Source organism: Pseudomonas sp. WC2, from assembly GCF_050586545.1.
GTDB lineage: Bacteria > Pseudomonadota > Gammaproteobacteria > Pseudomonadales > Pseudomonadaceae > Aquipseudomonas.
This window is the reverse complement of record NZ_JBOBDR010000002.1, coordinates 249,997-266,139: the sequence shown is the minus strand read 5'-3', so window position 1 is coordinate 266,139 and position 16,143 is coordinate 249,997. Positions and strand designations below refer to the sequence as shown.

General features: G+C 61.0%; 13 protein-coding genes. 8 read left to right on the top strand and 5 right to left on the bottom strand.

Annotation, left to right across the window (positions count from 1 at the left end; all coding sequences use genetic code 11):
* The 4 genes from ACQ4OE_RS03195 to ACQ4OE_RS03180 all read right to left on the bottom strand — a co-directional run bounded on the left by ACQ4OE_RS03195 (position 1) and on the right by ACQ4OE_RS03180 (position 4,918).
* A complete protein-coding gene (locus ACQ4OE_RS03195) occupies positions 1-2,403 on the bottom strand; it encodes a TonB-dependent siderophore receptor (protein WP_430945649.1) in 2,403 nt (800 codons plus the stop codon).
* A 67-nt stretch (positions 2,404-2,470) separates the two neighbouring features.
* A complete protein-coding gene (locus ACQ4OE_RS03190) occupies positions 2,471-3,418 on the bottom strand; it encodes a FecR domain-containing protein (protein WP_430945648.1) in 948 nt (315 codons plus the stop codon).
* The gene (locus ACQ4OE_RS03185; RefSeq protein WP_122591080.1) at positions 3,418-3,927 is read right to left on the bottom strand and encodes a sigma-70 family RNA polymerase sigma factor; all 510 of its coding nucleotides are present in this window, start codon (positions 3,925-3,927) and stop codon (positions 3,418-3,420) included. The genes ACQ4OE_RS03190 and ACQ4OE_RS03185 overlap by 1 nt, the downstream gene beginning before the upstream one ends.
* A gap of 94 nt (positions 3,928-4,021) precedes the next feature.
* Positions 4,022-4,918, bottom strand: a complete 897-nt coding sequence (locus tag ACQ4OE_RS03180) for a helix-turn-helix domain-containing protein (protein WP_430945647.1) — start codon at positions 4,916-4,918, stop codon at positions 4,022-4,024.
* A 162-nt stretch (positions 4,919-5,080) separates the two neighbouring features.
* Between ACQ4OE_RS03180 and ACQ4OE_RS03175 the strand changes: the two genes are divergently transcribed.
* The 8 genes from ACQ4OE_RS03175 to ACQ4OE_RS03140 all read left to right on the top strand — a co-directional run bounded on the left by ACQ4OE_RS03175 (position 5,081) and on the right by ACQ4OE_RS03140 (position 15,254).
* Positions 5,081-6,439: a glutamine synthetase family protein gene (locus ACQ4OE_RS03175; protein ID WP_064390134.1), complete on the top strand. Its 1,359-nt coding sequence runs from the start codon at positions 5,081-5,083 to the stop codon at positions 6,437-6,439.
* A gap of 158 nt (positions 6,440-6,597) precedes the next feature.
* Entirely contained in the window at positions 6,598-7,686 is a 1,089-nt protein-coding gene (locus ACQ4OE_RS03170) for a polyamine ABC transporter substrate-binding protein (protein WP_430945646.1), read from the top strand.
* Positions 7,683-8,984 (top strand): NAD(P)/FAD-dependent oxidoreductase, encoded by a 1,302-nt coding sequence (locus ACQ4OE_RS03165; protein ID WP_430945645.1) that lies wholly within the window; start codon positions 7,683-7,685, stop codon positions 8,982-8,984. The genes ACQ4OE_RS03170 and ACQ4OE_RS03165 overlap by 4 nt, the downstream gene beginning before the upstream one ends.
* Positions 8,985-9,148: 164 nt before the next feature.
* A complete protein-coding gene (locus ACQ4OE_RS03160; protein ID WP_430945644.1) occupies positions 9,149-10,804 on the top strand; it encodes an intermembrane transport protein PqiB in 1,656 nt (551 codons plus the stop codon).
* Between the two features lie 16 nt (positions 10,805-10,820).
* The gene (locus ACQ4OE_RS03155) at positions 10,821-11,372 is read left to right on the top strand and encodes a PqiC family protein (protein WP_430945643.1); all 552 of its coding nucleotides are present in this window, start codon (positions 10,821-10,823) and stop codon (positions 11,370-11,372) included.
* A gap of 214 nt (positions 11,373-11,586) precedes the next feature.
* Positions 11,587-12,600, top strand: a complete 1,014-nt coding sequence (locus ACQ4OE_RS03150) for an iron ABC transporter substrate-binding protein (RefSeq protein ID WP_430945642.1) — start codon at positions 11,587-11,589, stop codon at positions 12,598-12,600.
* A 3-nt stretch (positions 12,601-12,603) separates the two neighbouring features.
* Entirely contained in the window at positions 12,604-14,199 is a 1,596-nt protein-coding gene (locus ACQ4OE_RS03145) for an ABC transporter permease (protein WP_430945764.1), read from the top strand.
* The gene (locus ACQ4OE_RS03140) at positions 14,196-15,254 is read left to right on the top strand and encodes an ABC transporter ATP-binding protein (RefSeq protein ID WP_430945641.1); all 1,059 of its coding nucleotides are present in this window, start codon (positions 14,196-14,198) and stop codon (positions 15,252-15,254) included. The genes ACQ4OE_RS03145 and ACQ4OE_RS03140 overlap by 4 nt, the downstream gene beginning before the upstream one ends.
* Here the strand turns inward: ACQ4OE_RS03140 and ACQ4OE_RS03135 are convergent, their stop codons facing one another.
* The gene (locus ACQ4OE_RS03135) at positions 15,255-16,100 is read right to left on the bottom strand and encodes a tyrosine-type recombinase/integrase (protein WP_240999154.1); all 846 of its coding nucleotides are present in this window, start codon (positions 16,098-16,100) and stop codon (positions 15,255-15,257) included.
* Positions 16,101-16,143: the final 43 nt, after the last annotated feature.

The window sequence follows — 16,143 nt, the reverse complement described above, 5'->3', positions numbered from 1 at the left end:
TCAAAAATCGACAGTAGCCGACAGCAGATAAGTCCGCGGTGTCGACAACGTCAGCCCCGGCTCACTGTCATCCGAAGCCCCTGCCGAACTCCAATAGCGTTTATCCAGCACGTTCTCGATATTGCCGCGCAAGGTGATGGTCTTGTCGTCAACCTTGAAGGCATAGCGCGTGCCCACGTCGAAGCGTTCCCACGAGTCGATCTCCTTTTCGTTGGACTGATCCAGATACTGCGAACTCGAATAAATGCCACGGGTTGTCAGCGTCAATCCCTGCACAGTCGGCACGTCCCACTCGGCGCCGAGGTTGACGTTGTATTTCGGCGTCGCCGGCGCGCGGTTGCCGTCGAAAGTGCCGTTGCTGGTCTGGGTCAGTTCGCTGTCGATGTACATCACACCACCCAACAGCCGAAAGCCTTTGAGCGGTTCGCCGAACACGCTCAACTCCACGCCATTGTTCTCGCGCTTGCCATTGGGCCCGAACACTCGCGTGGTCGCATTGGTTTCATAAGCGGGTTGCTTGATGCGGAACAGCGCCGCGGTCAGCGCGTAGGCGCCGGCATCGTATTTGGCGCCGACTTCAACCTGGCGACTAATGAACGGCGGGAAGATTTCGTCTTCGTTGATGGAAGTCGACGGTGCGATTTTGCCTTGGCTCAAACCTTCCATGTAGTTGGCGTATAGCGAAAGCTTGTCGGTTGCCTTGAACAGAATCCCGCCCGAGGGCGAAACCTTTTCTTCGTCGTAAGCGGTGTCGCCTTTGATGTCATCGCTCCAGTCATCGACTTTCACCCGCTGCCAGCGCGCGCCGAGGGTCAGCAGCAAGCGGTCATCAAAAAATCCCAGGGTGTCGGACAGCGCCACGCCGCTGAAGCGGTTTTCGGTATAGACCTTGGCGTCATTGCGCGTCGGCGTGCCGGGTTTTGCCGTTTCCACCGGGTCATACAGATTGCTGCGCCCTGCGGCGTAACGCGCGCCGCCGTTCTCGAAATCCATGTAGAAGTAGCTGGCCGCGAGATTGACCTCGTGGCTCACCGGCCCAGTGTGGAACCAGTTGCGCACGCCGGCGGTGGCCGTGCGCACGTTTTCGTCGCGGGTGAAGTCCCGTGGCAGAACGCTGAAATCACCGGCGTCGTTGGTCACGGAGACGGCGTGGCGCAGGAAGTCATGATTACTTTTGCGCGCACCGACGCCGCCGTACAGCATCACTGAATCACTGACGTCGAACTCAGCGTTGAGCGTGCCGAAGGTGTCCTCGGTTTTCGCCTGGCTCCACGGTTGCGCGTAGTTGCGATGGACGCTGTTCGCGCTGGGCACCTTGGCGTTGGCCGCAACCTGCACGCGTTCCTGCGGTGCATCGGTGTCGCGTTCGGTGTGGCCGATATCGGTCGAAAGCCGCAGGCGTTCACCGCGAAAATCCAAGCCTAGAACGGCCATGTCACGGTCGACACTTTGGTGATCCCACTCGGTGTCACCGGACTGTTTGACGCCATTGAAGCGCAGGCCGAACTGATTGTCCTCGCCGAAGCGCCGCCCGACATCTACCGCGCCGCCGGCCTGATTGTTCGAGGCGTAATTGGCCGTCAGCGAGGTGATCGGTTTGTCGGTGGCACGCTTGGGCACCACGTTGATCCCGCCACCGACACTGCCCCGTGGCGAAATACCGTTGATGAGTTGGCTCGGGCCTTTGAGGATGTCGACGCGATCAGCCATTTCCATATCGATGGTGTACGTCGGGAGCACGCCATAGAGACCGTTGTAGGCGACGTCGCTGTTGAACAGGCTGAAACCACGGATGGTGAACTGCTCGTAGCGGCCACCGGCCGGGTTGGTCGCACGCACCGACGGATCGCTGGCAATCAGATCGCCCAAGGTGCGCGCCTGCTGATTCTTCACCGCCTCACTGGTGTAGGTGGTCATGCTGAACGGGGTTTCCATGAAGTCTTTCGACCCCAGCAAACCCTGCGAGCCACGCCGGGCGACCTGGCCGCCGGCAAACACATCGGTATCGCTGGAACCGGTGGCGCCGAGAATCGACGTCGGCGCCAGTTGCAGGCTGCTGCCCTCGGCGGCTGGAATCAGTGTGTAGGCATGATCGCCCAGCGGTTGCAGTAGCAGACCGGAGCCCAGCAGCAAGCGGGTGAAGCCCTCCTCCACAGCGAATTCACCGGACAAACCACTGCTGTTGCGGCCACTCACCAACGCCGGATCCACCGACAGATTGACCCCGGCCAACCCGGCAAACCGGGTCAGCGCGGCACTCAGGCTGCCGGCGGGCACTTGGTAACTGCGGCGGGCGGCATCTTCGGCCCAACTGGATTGAATCAACACCGGGCTGGCACTCAGGCTCAGCACGAAGCTCAACTGCAACAACGGACGCAAACGACTTGGGAATACTGCGGGCATTGGAAGAAGCTCTCGATTTTGTTCACTTACCTGCAATGACCGGTGAGGCGAAAAAAAGGGACAGGCTTCAGACGATATTTTTTCGCGGCGTCAGCGTCACCCAGAAACGCGTGCGCGAATGCACCTCCAGCGGCAGACTCGCCGCCAGCAGCGCCAGGACTTTATCGGTATCGTTGAGGCGGAAACTGCCGGTGACACGCAGACCTTCCAGTGGTGGCTCCCAGCGCAAAAGGCCCGAGCGATAACGGCTCAACTCGCGCAGGAAATCACCCAGCGGCTGGTTTTGCGCCATCAACACACCGTCACGCCAACCCGGCATTTTTGCGTCGAACAGCGCGACAGCTCCGGCGCCGGAAGCCTGCAGATTCACCTGCTGCCCGGCGTTCAACCAAAGCGTCGGCCCGTGCAACGGCTGCAACTGCACCGAGCCGCTGACCACCGACACGTTGCAATCACGTTCGTTGAGGCGCACGCAGATTTCGCTGCGGCTGACGAGGATCCGACCGTACGGCGCGTTGACCGTCAATGCCGTGCTGCCCGGAACGTTGAGCGCCATCTCGCCGCGCACCAAGGTCAACTGGCGGCTGGCCAGATCGACGTTCACCGCACTGGCGGTGTTCAGTTGCAAGGAGCTGCCGTCGGCCAACCGTGTTCGAGTGTGTTCGCCGGTGGAGGTGTGCAAATCGGCGCGCCAAACGTCGAGCGGCAACTGGCGACTGATCAACCACGCCGTCGGCACCAGTGCCGCCAGACCCAGCGCCCTTTTCAGAGCCGCCCGCCGCGCCAGATCCGGGCGATCCAGCGTGGCCATGGCCAATTCTGTCGGCAGACTGCAAAAGCGCTGACGCAACGATTGAATCTTCTGCCAGGCGTTTTCATGGCGGCTATCGCTGTCGCGCCAAGTCTTCAGGCGCACGTGATCGGCTTCACTGGCCTCGCCGGATTCGAGCAATGCCAGCCATTGCGCGGCGGCACGCGCCACTTCCCGCGCTTCGGTGTTGGGCGCCACGCGCATCATAGATCCAACATCAAGCAATGCTCATAAGCCATTGCCATGTAACGTTTTATGGTTCGCTCCGAAACTTGTAAACGCTCGGCGATTTCTCGGTAACCGAGGCCTTCGAGCTGACTCAAGAGAAAGGCCCGACGCACCGCTCGCGGTAAACCATCGAGCAATTCATCCAGCGCTTGCAGGGTTTCCAGCAGCACCCACCGTTGCTCGGGCGACGGCACGCATTCTTCGGGCAACTGCGCGAGGGCTTCGAGATAGGCTTTTTCCAGGCTGCGGCGGGTGTAGAAATTGCTCAGCAGACGTTTGCCCACGGTCAGCAAATACGCGCGCGGCTCGCGCATGTCGGCGATCGGTTGCGCACTGCACAGCACGCGCACAAAGGTGTCCTGACTGAGATCAGCCGCATCCCACGCATTGCCCATGCGCCGCCGCAGCCAGGTTTCCAGCCAGCCACGATGATCGCGATACAGTTCGTGCAGGTGCTGCGGCGATGGCGTCGCTGCTTCAGTCATCTCAAGAGTACCTGCGCGAAGTCAGTTTCAAATGAGAGTGATTCTATTTAACTTGCGCGCCGAGACAAAGCCTTTTTATCCGCAACGGCACTTATTAGCGCTTCAGCGTCTCGCTCGGCAACTCCTTGAACAACGCGCGATAACTGCTTGAAAAACGCCCCAAATGCCAGAATGACCACTGCATCGCCACCTCGGCAACCGTGGTTTCCGTGGGCCGGCGTTTGAGCAATTCACGATGTGCGCTGTTCAACCGGCGCAGGCGCAACCAGTGACTGGGCGTCATCCCGGTGTAGGCCTTGAACGCTTGTTGCAACTGGCGCAACGAGACGCCGGCGACTTGGGAAAGCTCCAGCAGATTGGCCGTGTCTTCCGGCGAATCAGCGGCCCATTCGCCGACGCGTTTCATGATGGTTCGCTCTTCCGTGCGCCGCTGCAATCCACCGCCGTCCAGGCACACCCGCGCGTTGTCGAGGATGTACAGACAGTCATCCAACAGCTGTTTTGTCAGGCTATCTTTATCAAGCGGATCAACAGCTTGCGACAACTTCGTGAGAGTCGAGCTTAACCAGCGGCTGAACAGCGCGTTCTGCCCGCAGTTGAGCTGAGTCATGAACAAGCCTTCCAGTTTCGCTACATCGAGACCGTGCAGGCGGACGAATTCCGGGCCGAACACCACGGCGATTTCCTGGTAGTTCTCCGGGGTGATCCAGATGTTGCGGCTCTCTTCGTTGAGCAGGTACAGCGCGTTGTCGCTGCGATCAAAACAGAACGCCAGCGCCCCCGACGGCGCACTGAAATTCTGCTCGACGCGGGTGTTCATCTGTTCTTCGTAGACCTCGACACCCTGCAGATCCAGATAGCGGATCTGCCCGGCGAAATGCCCCGGCGACATCTGTTGGTAATGCTGGACCCAGCCCGGTGTTACGCGGACTTGCTCGGCCACATCGGCGGTGTTGAACGCTTGAACCTGGAGCGGATTGCACGTTGTCATGGGGTGACCTTGCGCACTCTTTTGGTGCGCTTTGGTGCTGCTTAAAGTGGATAGATGGAACTGCAAGGCTCGCCCAAGATAGTCGTCAACGCGCCACAGGGGAAGGGGCGGAAGATGAAACCCGCCCTCCCCGGCGTCTATAAAACCAATAACGAGGTCTTTATGAATGCCCCTTTCGATCAGCTGTTCACGTGGCTGAAAGATCACAAGATTACCGAAGTTGAATGTGTGGTCAGTGACCTGACCGGCATCGCCCGCGGCAAGATCGCACCGACCAACAAGTTCCTGCATGAGCGAGGCATGCGCCTGCCGGAAAGTGTGCTGCTGCAAACGGTAACCGGGGATTTTGTCGACGACGACATCTACTACGACCTGCTCGATCCTGCCGACATCGACATGGTCTGCAAGCCAGTGGCTGACGCGGTCTACGTGATTCCATGGGCGATCGAACCGACCGCCATCGTCATCCACGACACCTTCGACAAGTTCGGCAACCCGATCGAACTGTCGCCGCGCAACGTCCTCAAGAAAGTCTTGCAGCTCTACACCGACAAAGGCTGGAAGCCGATCGTTGCGCCGGAAATGGAGTTCTACCTGACCCAACGCTGCGAGGACCCGGACTTGCCGCTCAAGGCACCGCTGGGCCGCTCGGGCCGTGCGGAAAGCGGTCGGCAGTCGTTTTCCATCGATGCCGCCAACGAATTCGATCCGCTGTTCGAAGACGTCTATGACTGGTGCGAACTGCAAGGTCTGGACCTCGACACCTTGATCCACGAAGACGGCCCGGCGCAGATGGAAATCAACTTCCGTCACGGCGACGCGCTGGATCTGGCTGACCAGATCACCGTGTTCAAACGCACCATGCGTGAGGCGGCGCTCAAGCACAACGTCGCCGCGACATTCATGGCCAAGCCGATCGGCGACGAGCCGGGCAGCGCCATGCACATTCACCAGAGCGTGGTCGACATCGCCACCGGCAAACCAGTCTTCGCCAATGACGACGGGCAGATGAGCGAGCTGTTCCTGCATTACATCGGCGGTCTGCAGAAATACATCCCGAAAGTGCTGCCGATGTTCGCGCCGAACGTTAACTCGTTCCGCCGCTTCCTGCCGGACACTTCGGCACCGGTCAACGTCGAATGGGGCGAAGAAAACCGCACCGTCGGCCTGCGTGTGCCGACCTCCAGCCCGGAAGCGATGCGCGTCGAGAACCGTCTGCCGGGCGCCGATGCCAACCCGTATCTGGCCATCGCGGCGAGTCTGCTCTGCGGTTACATCGGCATGGTCGAAGGCATCGCGCCAAGCGCCGCCGTACAAGGCCGCGCCTACGAACGCCGCAACCTGCGTCTGCCGATCACCATCGAAGAAGCGCTGACGCAAATGGAAGAGTGCGAAACCGTCGCGCAATACCTTGGCGATAAGTTCGTGCGCGGCTACGTCGCGGTGAAACGCGCCGAGCATGAAAACTTCAAGCGCGTGATCAGCTCGTGGGAGCGTGAGTTCCTGATGCTCAGCGTTTAACCCAAGCCAAAAAGATCCCCTGTGTCGATCGTTCCCACGCTCTGCGTGGGAATGCAGCCCGGGACGCTCCGCGTCCCATCCAAAGCCGAACGCGGAGCGTCCGTTGAGGCATTCCCACGCAGAGCGTGGGAACGATCATTCGAAGAAGAGGTGTCGAAATGCGTCTATTGAAAACCCTGGTTCCCGCCACTCTGGCCCTGATGTGCAGCGTCGCCGCCCAAGCCCAGCCCCAGGTCAGCGTCTACAACTGGACCGACTACATCGGCGAAACCACCCTCGCCGACTTCCAGGCCAAAACCGGGATCAAGGTGATCTACGACGTTTTCGATTCCAACGAAACTCTGGAAGGCAAACTCCTCGCTGGCCGCACCGGCTATGACGTGGTCGTGCCGTCCAACCACTTTCTCGCCCGTCAGGTGAAGGCCGGCGCGTTCCTCAAACTGGACCGCGAACAACTGCCGAACTTCAAGAACCTCGACCCGAAACTGCTCGAGTTGCTGGAGAAAAACGATCCGGGCAACGCGCATTCCGTGCCTTACCTGTGGGGCACCAACGGCATCGGCTACAACGTCGACAAGGTCAAGCAAGTGCTGGGCATCGATCACGTCGATTCCTGGGCCGTGCTGTTCGAGCCTGAAAACCTGAAGAAGCTCACCCAGTGCGGCGTGTCGATGATGGACTCCGCCGACGAAGTCTTCCCCGCCGTGCTCAACTACATGGGCATGGACCCGCGCAGCGAAAACCCGGAAGACTATAAAAAGGCTGAAGCCAAACTGCTGAGCATCCGCCCGTACATCACCTATTTCCATTCGTCGAAATACGTCTCGGACCTGGCCAACGGCGATATCTGCGTGGCGTTCGGCTATTCCGGCGACGTGTTCCAGGCCGCCAACCGCGCCAAGGAAGCCAAGAACGGCGTCAACATCGCCTACGCCATTCCGAAAGAAGGCGCCAACCTCTGGTTCGATCTGTTGGCCATTCCCGCCGACGCCAGCAACACCAAAGAAGCCCACGCCTTCATCAATTACCTGCTCGATCCGCAAGTGATCGCCAAGGTCAGCGCGTCCGTCGGCTACGCCAACCCGAACCCGGCCGCCAAGCAGTACATGGATCAGGCACTGGTCAACAATCCTGAGGTTTATCCGCCGCAAGAAGTCCTCGACAAGCTCTACATCTCCACCACCCCGCCTCAAGCGATCATGCGTCTGATGACCCGGTCGTGGAGCAAAGTGAAGTCGAACAAATGAATCAGTACACCCAAGAGCACGCCCGCTCCTATTACGCCGCTTCAGCGCGGGCGACGACACCTTATCCAGTATTGGACGGTGACCTGACAGCCGATGTCTGCGTGATCGGCGGCGGGTTCACCGGCGTCAACACCGCGATTGAACTGGCGCAGCGTGGGCTCTCAGTGATCTTGATCGAGGGTCGCAAGATCGGCTGGGGCGCCAGCGGGCGCAATGGCGGGCAGTTGATTCGTGGCATCGGCCATGATGTCGAGGGATTCGCCAAGTACGTCGGTGAGGACGGCGTGCGTTACTTGCGGCGCGCCGGCATCGACTCGGTGGATCTGGTACGTCAGCGCATCGGAGACAACAGCATCGAGTGCGACTTGCGCTGGGGCTTCTGCGATCTGGCCAACACCCCGGCGCAGTTCGATGCGTTCAAGGACGAATTGGTCGACCTCGCCGAGCTTGGCTACGCCCACGAAACCCGACTGATCGCGCCGGAGCAGGTCAGCCAGCAAGTGGTCAACTCCGACATTTATGCCGGTGGTCTGGTGGACATGGGCTCGGGGCATCTGCATCCGCTGGATCTGGTGCAAGGCGAGGCGCGGTTGGCGGCATCACTCGGCGTGCGGATCTTCGAGCAGAGCCAAGTGCTGGAAATCATCCACGGCCCGACCGTGCAGGTGCGCTGCGCCAGCGGCACGGTGCGCGCCGGCAGTCTGGTGCTCGGCTGCAACGCGCATCTGGACGAACTCGAACAGCGGCTCAGTGGCAAAGTGCTGCCCGCCGGCAGTTACATCATTGCCACCGAACCGTTGCCCGAGGAACGCGCCGCGCAACTGATCCCGCACAATTTGGCGGTGTGCGACCAGAAAGTCGGCCTTGATTATTACCGGCTCTCGGCGGATCGGCGTTTGCTGTTCGGCGGTGCCTGCCACTATTCCGGGCGTGATCCTGCGGACATCGCCGCCTATATGCGCCCGAAGATGCTCAAGGTCTTCCCGCAACTGGCGGATGTGCGCATCGATTACCAATGGGGCGGCAAGATCGGCATCACCGCCAACCGCTTCCCACAGGTCGGCCGGCTCAAGCAGCATCCGAATGTGTTCTACGCACAGGGCTATTCCGGTCATGGCCTCAACGTCACCCACTGGTGCGCGAAGCTGCTCGGCGAGGCAATTCACGCCGGGCACAGCCAAGGCATGGACGTGTTCAGCGGCGTGCCGCACATGACCTTCCCGGGCGGCCCCGCCCTGCGCTCGCCGCTGCTGGCACTGGGGATGTTCTGGTATCGCCTGCGCGAAATCCTCGGCTAACCCCCTACCCAATCTGATCGTTCCCACGCTCTGCGTGGGAACGATCAACGATCAATCGCGGCGCATGCGCTATACACATTTGCTCTATCGCCAAGCACTTCTATATTGATGAGGTGCTTTTGCGTTCCTGACGCTCAGTGCCCAATCAATCGAGGAGGACATGGATGAAGTCGTCAGCCACCGACGAGCCGCGAGCGCCAGGCCAAGCCCCCGTCAAAACCCGTCGTTTCGGCGTTTCACTTGTGTGGATCGTGCCGATTGTCGCCGTGCTGGTGGGCATCTCGCTGGTGGTGCACAACATCCTCCAGGAAGGCCCGACCATCGTCCTCACCTTCAAGACCGGCAGCGGTCTGACCGCCAATAAAACCGAAGTGAAATACCGTAACGTGGTGGTGGGCCAAGTCACCGACGTTGAATTGAGCGACGATCAGAAAAGCGTGAATGCCACGGTCAAGCTGTCCAAACAGGCGGAAACCTTCACCCGCGAAGATTCACAGTTCTGGGTCGTGCGCCCTCGGATCGGTGCCGGTGGCGTGTCCGGGATCGACACCCTGCTCTCCGGCGACTACATCGGCGCCGACATCGGCCAGTCCAATACCCGCGCGAAAAACTTCAAAGGCCTGGAAAACCCGCCGCCTATTACCTACGGCGAACCCGGCAAGCGCTTCATGCTGCATGCCTCGGACCTCGGCTCACTGGACATCGGTTCTCCGGTCTATTACCGCAAGATCCCGGTCGGCCAGGTCGTCACTTACGCCCTCGACCCCGACGGCAAAGGCGTGAACATCGAAGTGTTCATTCATTCGCCGAACGACGCCTTCGTCACCGAAAACACCCGTTTCTGGAACGCCAGCGGCATCGACGTCAATGTCGGCGCCAACGGCTTTGCGGTGAAAACTGAATCACTCTCGACGCTGCTGGTCGGTGGGATCGCTTTCCGCGCGCCGGATTACAGCCCCAACGATGTCGCCGCCGCCGATGACAAAGACTTCGACCTGTTCGCTGACCAGACCACCGCCCTCGCCCCGCCCAACGGCAAGGCGCAATACCTGAGCCTGCGCTTTGATCAGTCCCTGCGTGGCTTGAAGGTGGATGCACCGGTGGAATTCCTCGGCATGGAAATCGGCCGGGTGGTGGCGATCAATCTGGACTTTGACGCGAAAAAACGCAGCTTCCCGCTCAACGTCGGCATCGTCATTTACCCTCAGCGGCTCGGTCTGGCCTACGGCAAGATGCTCACCGCGTTCAAGCATGATCCCAATGACGAGGCCGCCGGTATCCGCCTCATCGGCACTTTCATCGACAATGGTCTGCGCGCCCAGGCCCGCAGCGGCAACCTGCTGACCGGGCAGCTATACGTCGCCCTGGATTTCTTCCCGAAAGCCGAGAAAGTCGCCTTCGACCCGACGGCTCGCCCTGTGGTGATTCCGACCGTGCCTGGCAGCCTCGAACAATTGCAGGAAAAACTCGAAGCGGTGGTCGACAAGCTCAACAAACTGCCGGTCGATCGCATCGCCAGCAACCTCGACAGCAACTTGGTCGAATTGCGCAAAGGCCTGGCCCAGTTCAATGCGAAGACCTTGCCGGGCGTGCAGAGCACCCTCGCCGATGTCAGCAAAACCCTGCAATCCGCCAGTTCGACCCTGGCCGAGGACTCGCCGCAACGCGAGAAGCTCACCGAAACCCTCGACGAACTGGGGCGGATGTCGCGCTCTCTGCGTGAACTCTCGGATTACCTGGGCCGTCATCCGGAATCGCTGATCCGCGGCCGCCCCGACAACGCGGCGCCACTGGATCTGAAAGGACCGCCACGCAATTGAGCACAGGAGCTTAACCATGGCTTTACCGCTGAAGATCACCGTGCTCGCTGCATTCATGTTGCTGGGCGCTTGTCGCAGCGACCCGATCAGCTTTCATACGCTGACTCCGATGCAATTGGGCAGCGCCCGCGCCGGGGCGCAAATCCCGATTGAAGCCATCACTGTGCCGCCGCAGGTCGATCGTCCGCAAATCGTCATTCGCGAAGGTAATAGCGGTTTGGCGATCCTTGAGACGCAATGGTGGGGCGCGAGTCTGGCGGACGAGTTGCGCAGTGCGCTGGTCGATCAACTGAGCAATTCCAGCGGTCGCGGCAATGTCTCGGTGCGCATCGAGGTGCAAAGGTTTGACTCGATCCCCGGCCAATACGCGTTGATCGATGCGAAATGGCGGTTGCGCCCGCTGGGCGATACCGACAGTGGTCTGGTCACTTGCCGTTCGACTTTGCAAACACCCTCGGGGCCGAGCATCGATGAACTGGTGACCGCCCAGCAAAACAACGTCAAACGCCTCGCTGCACTGATCAGTCAGGCGGCGGGCAATCCGCGCGGGTGCCCGTCCTCCTCTTGAATCACCCCTTCTGGCTTGAAGTTAAGACGCACGGCTCTCGTGCGTCTTCCAGTCGCTGCTAATCTGAATGGGAATGACATCGATTAACGGTCGGTTTGACGTTTTTTCTCGTTCGCCAACCTGAATTGCCTGCGACTCAACACCGGTAGACCATTCGCCCCACGCCCGGCGAAGGTTTGCCCATAACGCCTAAAAAGCCAGGAGCCCGCCCGCCATGAGTCCACACGTTCCCGCCTTGCTGAAACGCGCCCTGCTGGCCACCGCCCTGTTCAGCGCCAGCCAGGCCTATGCCGCCGATGGCGTTGGTCTGCTGGTCTATAACGCCCAGCACGAAAGCCTGACCAAAGCCTGGGTCGCCGGGTTTACCGAAGAGACCGGCATTCCGGTGACGATCCGCAATGGCGATGACACCGAGATGGGCAATCAACTGGTGCAGGAAGGCGCGGCGTCTCCGGCGGATGTGTTCCTCACCGAGAACTCCCCGGCGATGGTGCTGGTCGACAACGCCAAGCTGTTCGCGCCGATTGCGCCAGCGACGCTGGAACAAGTGGACGCCGCTTACCGCCCGGCCCACGGCCAATGGATCGGCATCGCCGCGCGTTCGACGGTGTTCGTCTACAACCCGGCGAAACTGGCTGAGAAAGACCTGCCGAAATCCTTGCTCGATCTGGCCAAACCCGAATGGAAGGGTCGCTGGGCGGCGTCTCCGGCCGGCGCTGACTTCCAGGCCATCGTTGCCGCCGTGCTCGAGCAGAAAGGCGAAGCCGCGACCCTTGACTGGCTCAAAGGCATGAAGACCAACGCCACCGTGTATCGCGGCAACAGCGCCGTGCTCAAAGCGGTGAATGCCGGGCAGATCGACAGCGGCGTGATCTACCACTATTACAGCTTCGTCGATCAGTCCAAAACCGGCGAAAACAGCAAGAACACCAAGCTCTATTACTTCAAAAATCAGGACCCCGGCGCGTTTGTCAGCACCTCCGGTGCTGGCGTGCTGGCTTCGAGCAAACATCAGGAAGACGCGCAGAAGTTCGTCAAATACATCACCGGCAAGGAAGGCCAGGAAATTCTCCACAGCGGCACCTCGTTTGAATACGCGGTCGGCAAAGACGCACCGTCCAACCCGAAACTGACGCCGTTGAAGGACCTCGATGCGCCAACAGTCGATGCGTCGAAACTCGACAGCAAGAAAGCCGTCGAGCTGATGACTCAGGCGGGAATCCTCTAAGTGATCCCGGAACCGTTACCGGCCGACGTCGCAGCGGCTTCTTCCGCACACCTGCCGCTGAAAACCCGCGCCCTCAATGGTCGAGGGGGTTCGTGGGTGGTGGCCTTGGCGATCACCGTGTCCCTGCTGTCGTTGCTGCCGATCCTGTTTGTCATCGGAGTGTCGTGGGCCACCGGTTGGGCGACCATCGAAGCGCTGGTGTTTCGCCCCCGGGTCGGCGAACTGCTGATCAACACGGTGCTGCTGGTGTTGATCACCCTACCCTTGTGCATTGTCCTCGGCACCACGCTGGCGTGGCTGACCGAACGCAGCAATCTGCCCGGGCGACGGATGTGGTCGTTGCTCGCGGTGGCGCCATTGGCGGTGCCAGCGTTCGTGCACAGCTATGCGTGGGTCAGCCTGATCCCATCGATTCACGGATTGCCCGCTGGCGTGCTGGTGTCGGTGATCGCTTATTTTCCGTTTCTGTATTTGCCGGTGGCGGCGACTTTGCGCCGTCTCGATCCGGCCATTGAGGACGTTGCCGAATCCCTCGGCCTCAAGCCTTGGGCGGTGTTTTTCCGGGTGGTGTTGCCGCAGTTGCGTCTGGCGATTTGTGGCGGCGCCTTGCTGGTGGGTTTGCATCTGCTGGCCGAGTACGGCCTCTACGCGATGATTCGTTTCGACACTTTTACCACGGCGATTTTCGATCAGTTCAAATCAACCTTTAATGGCCCGGCGGCGAACATGCTGGCCGGCGTTTTGGCCCTGTGTTGTCTGGCGATGCTCACCGTCGAATCCGCTGCGCGGGGCAAGGCGCGCTACGCTCGCGTCGGCTCCGGCAGTGCCCGCGAACAACGTACGGTGTTGTTGAGCGGCGGCACCGTTGCCCTCGGGCTGGGCCTGCAAATCCTCACCGGCCTGTTGGCCCTCGGCGTGCCGCTGCTGACCTTGGGTCGCTGGTTGATCGCCGGTGGCATGGATGTCTGGGAAAGTGGCGAGTTGTTGCCCGCGCTGCTGCAAACCTTGTCGTTCGGCGTGGCCGGCGCATTGCTCACCAGTCTGGCGGCGATTCCGATTGCCTGGCTGTCGATCCGCGCACCGGGCAAACTGCAACGCCTGCTCGAAGGCTGCAACTACATCACCAGCTCCTTGCCGGGGATTGTCGTGGCGCTGGCGTTGGTTACCGTGACCATCCACTTCGCCCGCCCGATCTACCAGACCACCATCACCGTGTTGCTCGCTTATCTGCTGATGTTCCTGCCGCGTGCGCTGGTCAGCCTGCGTGCCGGTTTCGCCCAGGCACCGGTCGAGCTGGAGAACATCGCGCAAAGCCTTGGCCGCTCGCCGTTGCGCGCCTTGTGGTTGGTGACCTTGCGTCTGGCCGCACCGGGTGCAGCTGCCGGCGCGGCGCTGGTGTTTCTGGCGATCACCAATGAATTGACCGCGACCCTGCTGCTCGCCCCCAACGGCACGCGCACCCTGGCCACCGGTTTCTGGGCCATGACCAGCGAAATCGATTACGCCGCCGCAGCCCCTTACGCCCTGTTGATGGTGCTGCTGTCACTGCCCCTCACGGCCATCCTTTACCACCAATCCAGGCGCACCGCTGGCCGATGAACGCACTTGAACTGATCTCCCTGAGCAAATCCTTCGGCGCGCAGAAAGCGCTGGATGACATCTGCCTGTCCGTCCCGACCGGCAGCCGCACGGTGATTGTCGGCCCATCCGGTTCCGGCAAAACCACACTGTTGCGGATGATCGCCGGTTTCGAATTCCCCGACGCCGGCAGCCTGACCCTCAACGGCCAAGTGCTGGTCGACAGCACCCACGCTGTACCCGCTTATCAGCGCCAGATTGGCTACGTGCCGCAGGACGGCGCGCTGTTTCCGCACATGACCGTCGCTGCGAACATCGGCTTTGGTCTGGCCCTGACCGGTTCGGCGAAAACCGAGCGCGTCGCGCAGTTGATGGACAGCGTTGCCCTCGACGCCAACATGGCCCAGCGGTGGCCGCACGAATTGTCCGGCGGCCAGCAGCAACGGGTGTCGCTGGCCCGGGCACTGGCCCAGCAACCGCGCCTGATGCTGCTCGATGAACCGTTTTCCGCCCTCGACACCGGCCTGCGCAGCGCCATGCGCAAAATGGTCGCGCGCTTGCTGGAGGACGCCGGCGTCACCACGATTCTGGTGACACACGATCAGGGCGAAGCGCTGTCGTTTGCCGATCAATTGGCGGTGATGCGCGGCGGGCGCTTGGTGCAGTCCGGGCACCCGATGGATCTCTACCGCTACCCGAGCGACGAGCAAACCGCGCACTTTCTCGGCGAAGCCGTGGTGATGCCGGCGCGCATCGAATCCGGCTGGGCGCACTGCGATCTCGGCCCGGTGCCGGTGAACAGCAACGGTTTTATCGGCACGGCGCAGATCATGTTGCGCCCCGAGCAGTTGCAGATCTCAGGCGCTGTGGCTGGCGGTGAAGGCTGTGACGCCGTGGTCACCGAACGGGATTTTGCCGGCAACACTTGCACCCTCACTGTCGAACTGCGCTCCGCAACCCTACAAAACCCCGGCCGTTCGCTGCTGGTGCGCAGCTCCGGCATGCACGCACCGCCCGCCGGCAGCGCCGTGCAATTGTCGATCCTCGGCGCCGCCCACGTATTCAGCGCGTCCTGATCACAGATCGAAGCGATCCACCGCACGGCGCCGTTCGTTGTCATCACGCACATCGTAATTGGCAGTGGTCTGGATGTTGCTGTGGTGCGCGAGTTTCTGGGCGATCGACAGGTCGTGCTCCTCGATCACCCGTGTAATGAACGAACGACGAAAATCGTGGGGCATGATCTTCACCCCGACCTGGGTGCCGCGCTGACGGGCGATGTAATAAATAGCGTGCTTGGTGATGCGCTCGCGGGTGATGTGGCTGCCCCGGCGGATGCGGTTGAACAGAAAGGTATCGTCACTCTCGCCTTCCTTGAGCTGCCCGCGACGAAACTCCAGCCACGCGTCCAGCTTGGCAAACGCCCATTGCGGTGCGTACTTGATCAGTTGCTTGTTGCCCTTGCCGGTGACGGTCAGGCTGCGCTCGTGAAAGTCGACCTGATTCAAATCCAGATCCACCGACTCCGATTTGCGCATGCCGGTGCCGTACAACAGCGCAATCACCGCCGCATCGCGCAGGCCTTGCGGACGTGGATCGGCGGCGCAGACTTCCATCAGTTCATGAATCAGCGTGCGCTTCAAATTGCGCCCTTGGGACAACCGCGTACCGGCGATGCCTTTGACCGAACGCATCTTCAGCAGATGGTCCTGGCTGATCAGGCTCATGCGCCAGGCTTCGTTCATCACCCCGCGCACGGCATTCACATACAACGATGAGGTGTTCGGCGCATAGCCGTCGGCGCGCAACGCCGCGACCAGCGCCACGACGTCTTCGGGTTGCAGCCCGTGCCAAGGGATTTCCTCAATGTCGACGTCTTCAAAACCGAGGCGGTCGGCAGCGTCCTGCAAGACATAACGCATGGTCAGTTGGCTCGAGGGCGCCAGTCGAGCCAGATACAGCGTC

What these genes read in the sequence shown, in the direction of transcription:
- ACQ4OE_RS03180 (WP_430945647.1), bottom strand. Translation starts at nt 4,918, where the DNA reads ATGACAACGTGCAATCCGCTCCAGGTTCAAGCGTTCAACACCGCCGAT.
- ACQ4OE_RS03155 (WP_430945643.1), top strand. Translation starts at nt 10,821, where the DNA reads ATGGCTTTACCGCTGAAGATCACCGTGCTCGCTGCATTCATGTTGCTG.
- ACQ4OE_RS03175 (WP_064390134.1), top strand. Translation starts at nt 5,081, where the DNA reads ATGAATGCCCCTTTCGATCAGCTGTTCACGTGGCTGAAAGATCACAAG.
- ACQ4OE_RS03160 (WP_430945644.1), top strand. Translation starts at nt 9,149, where the DNA reads ATGAAGTCGTCAGCCACCGACGAGCCGCGAGCGCCAGGCCAAGCCCCC.
- ACQ4OE_RS03140 (WP_430945641.1), top strand. Translation starts at nt 14,196, where the DNA reads ATGAACGCACTTGAACTGATCTCCCTGAGCAAATCCTTCGGCGCGCAG.
- ACQ4OE_RS03135 (WP_240999154.1), bottom strand. Translation starts at nt 16,100, where the DNA reads ATGCGTTATGTCTTGCAGGACGCTGCCGACCGCCTCGGTTTTGAAGAC.
- ACQ4OE_RS03185 (WP_122591080.1), bottom strand. Translation starts at nt 3,927, where the DNA reads ATGACTGAAGCAGCGACGCCATCGCCGCAGCACCTGCACGAACTGTAT.
- ACQ4OE_RS03150 (WP_430945642.1), top strand. Translation starts at nt 11,587, where the DNA reads ATGAGTCCACACGTTCCCGCCTTGCTGAAACGCGCCCTGCTGGCCACC.
- ACQ4OE_RS03165 (WP_430945645.1), top strand. Translation starts at nt 7,683, where the DNA reads ATGAATCAGTACACCCAAGAGCACGCCCGCTCCTATTACGCCGCTTCA.
- ACQ4OE_RS03190 (WP_430945648.1), bottom strand. Translation starts at nt 3,418, where the DNA reads ATGCGCGTGGCGCCCAACACCGAAGCGCGGGAAGTGGCGCGTGCCGCC.
- ACQ4OE_RS03195 (WP_430945649.1), bottom strand. Translation starts at nt 2,403, where the DNA reads ATGCCCGCAGTATTCCCAAGTCGTTTGCGTCCGTTGTTGCAGTTGAGC.
- ACQ4OE_RS03170 (WP_430945646.1), top strand. Translation starts at nt 6,598, where the DNA reads ATGCGTCTATTGAAAACCCTGGTTCCCGCCACTCTGGCCCTGATGTGC.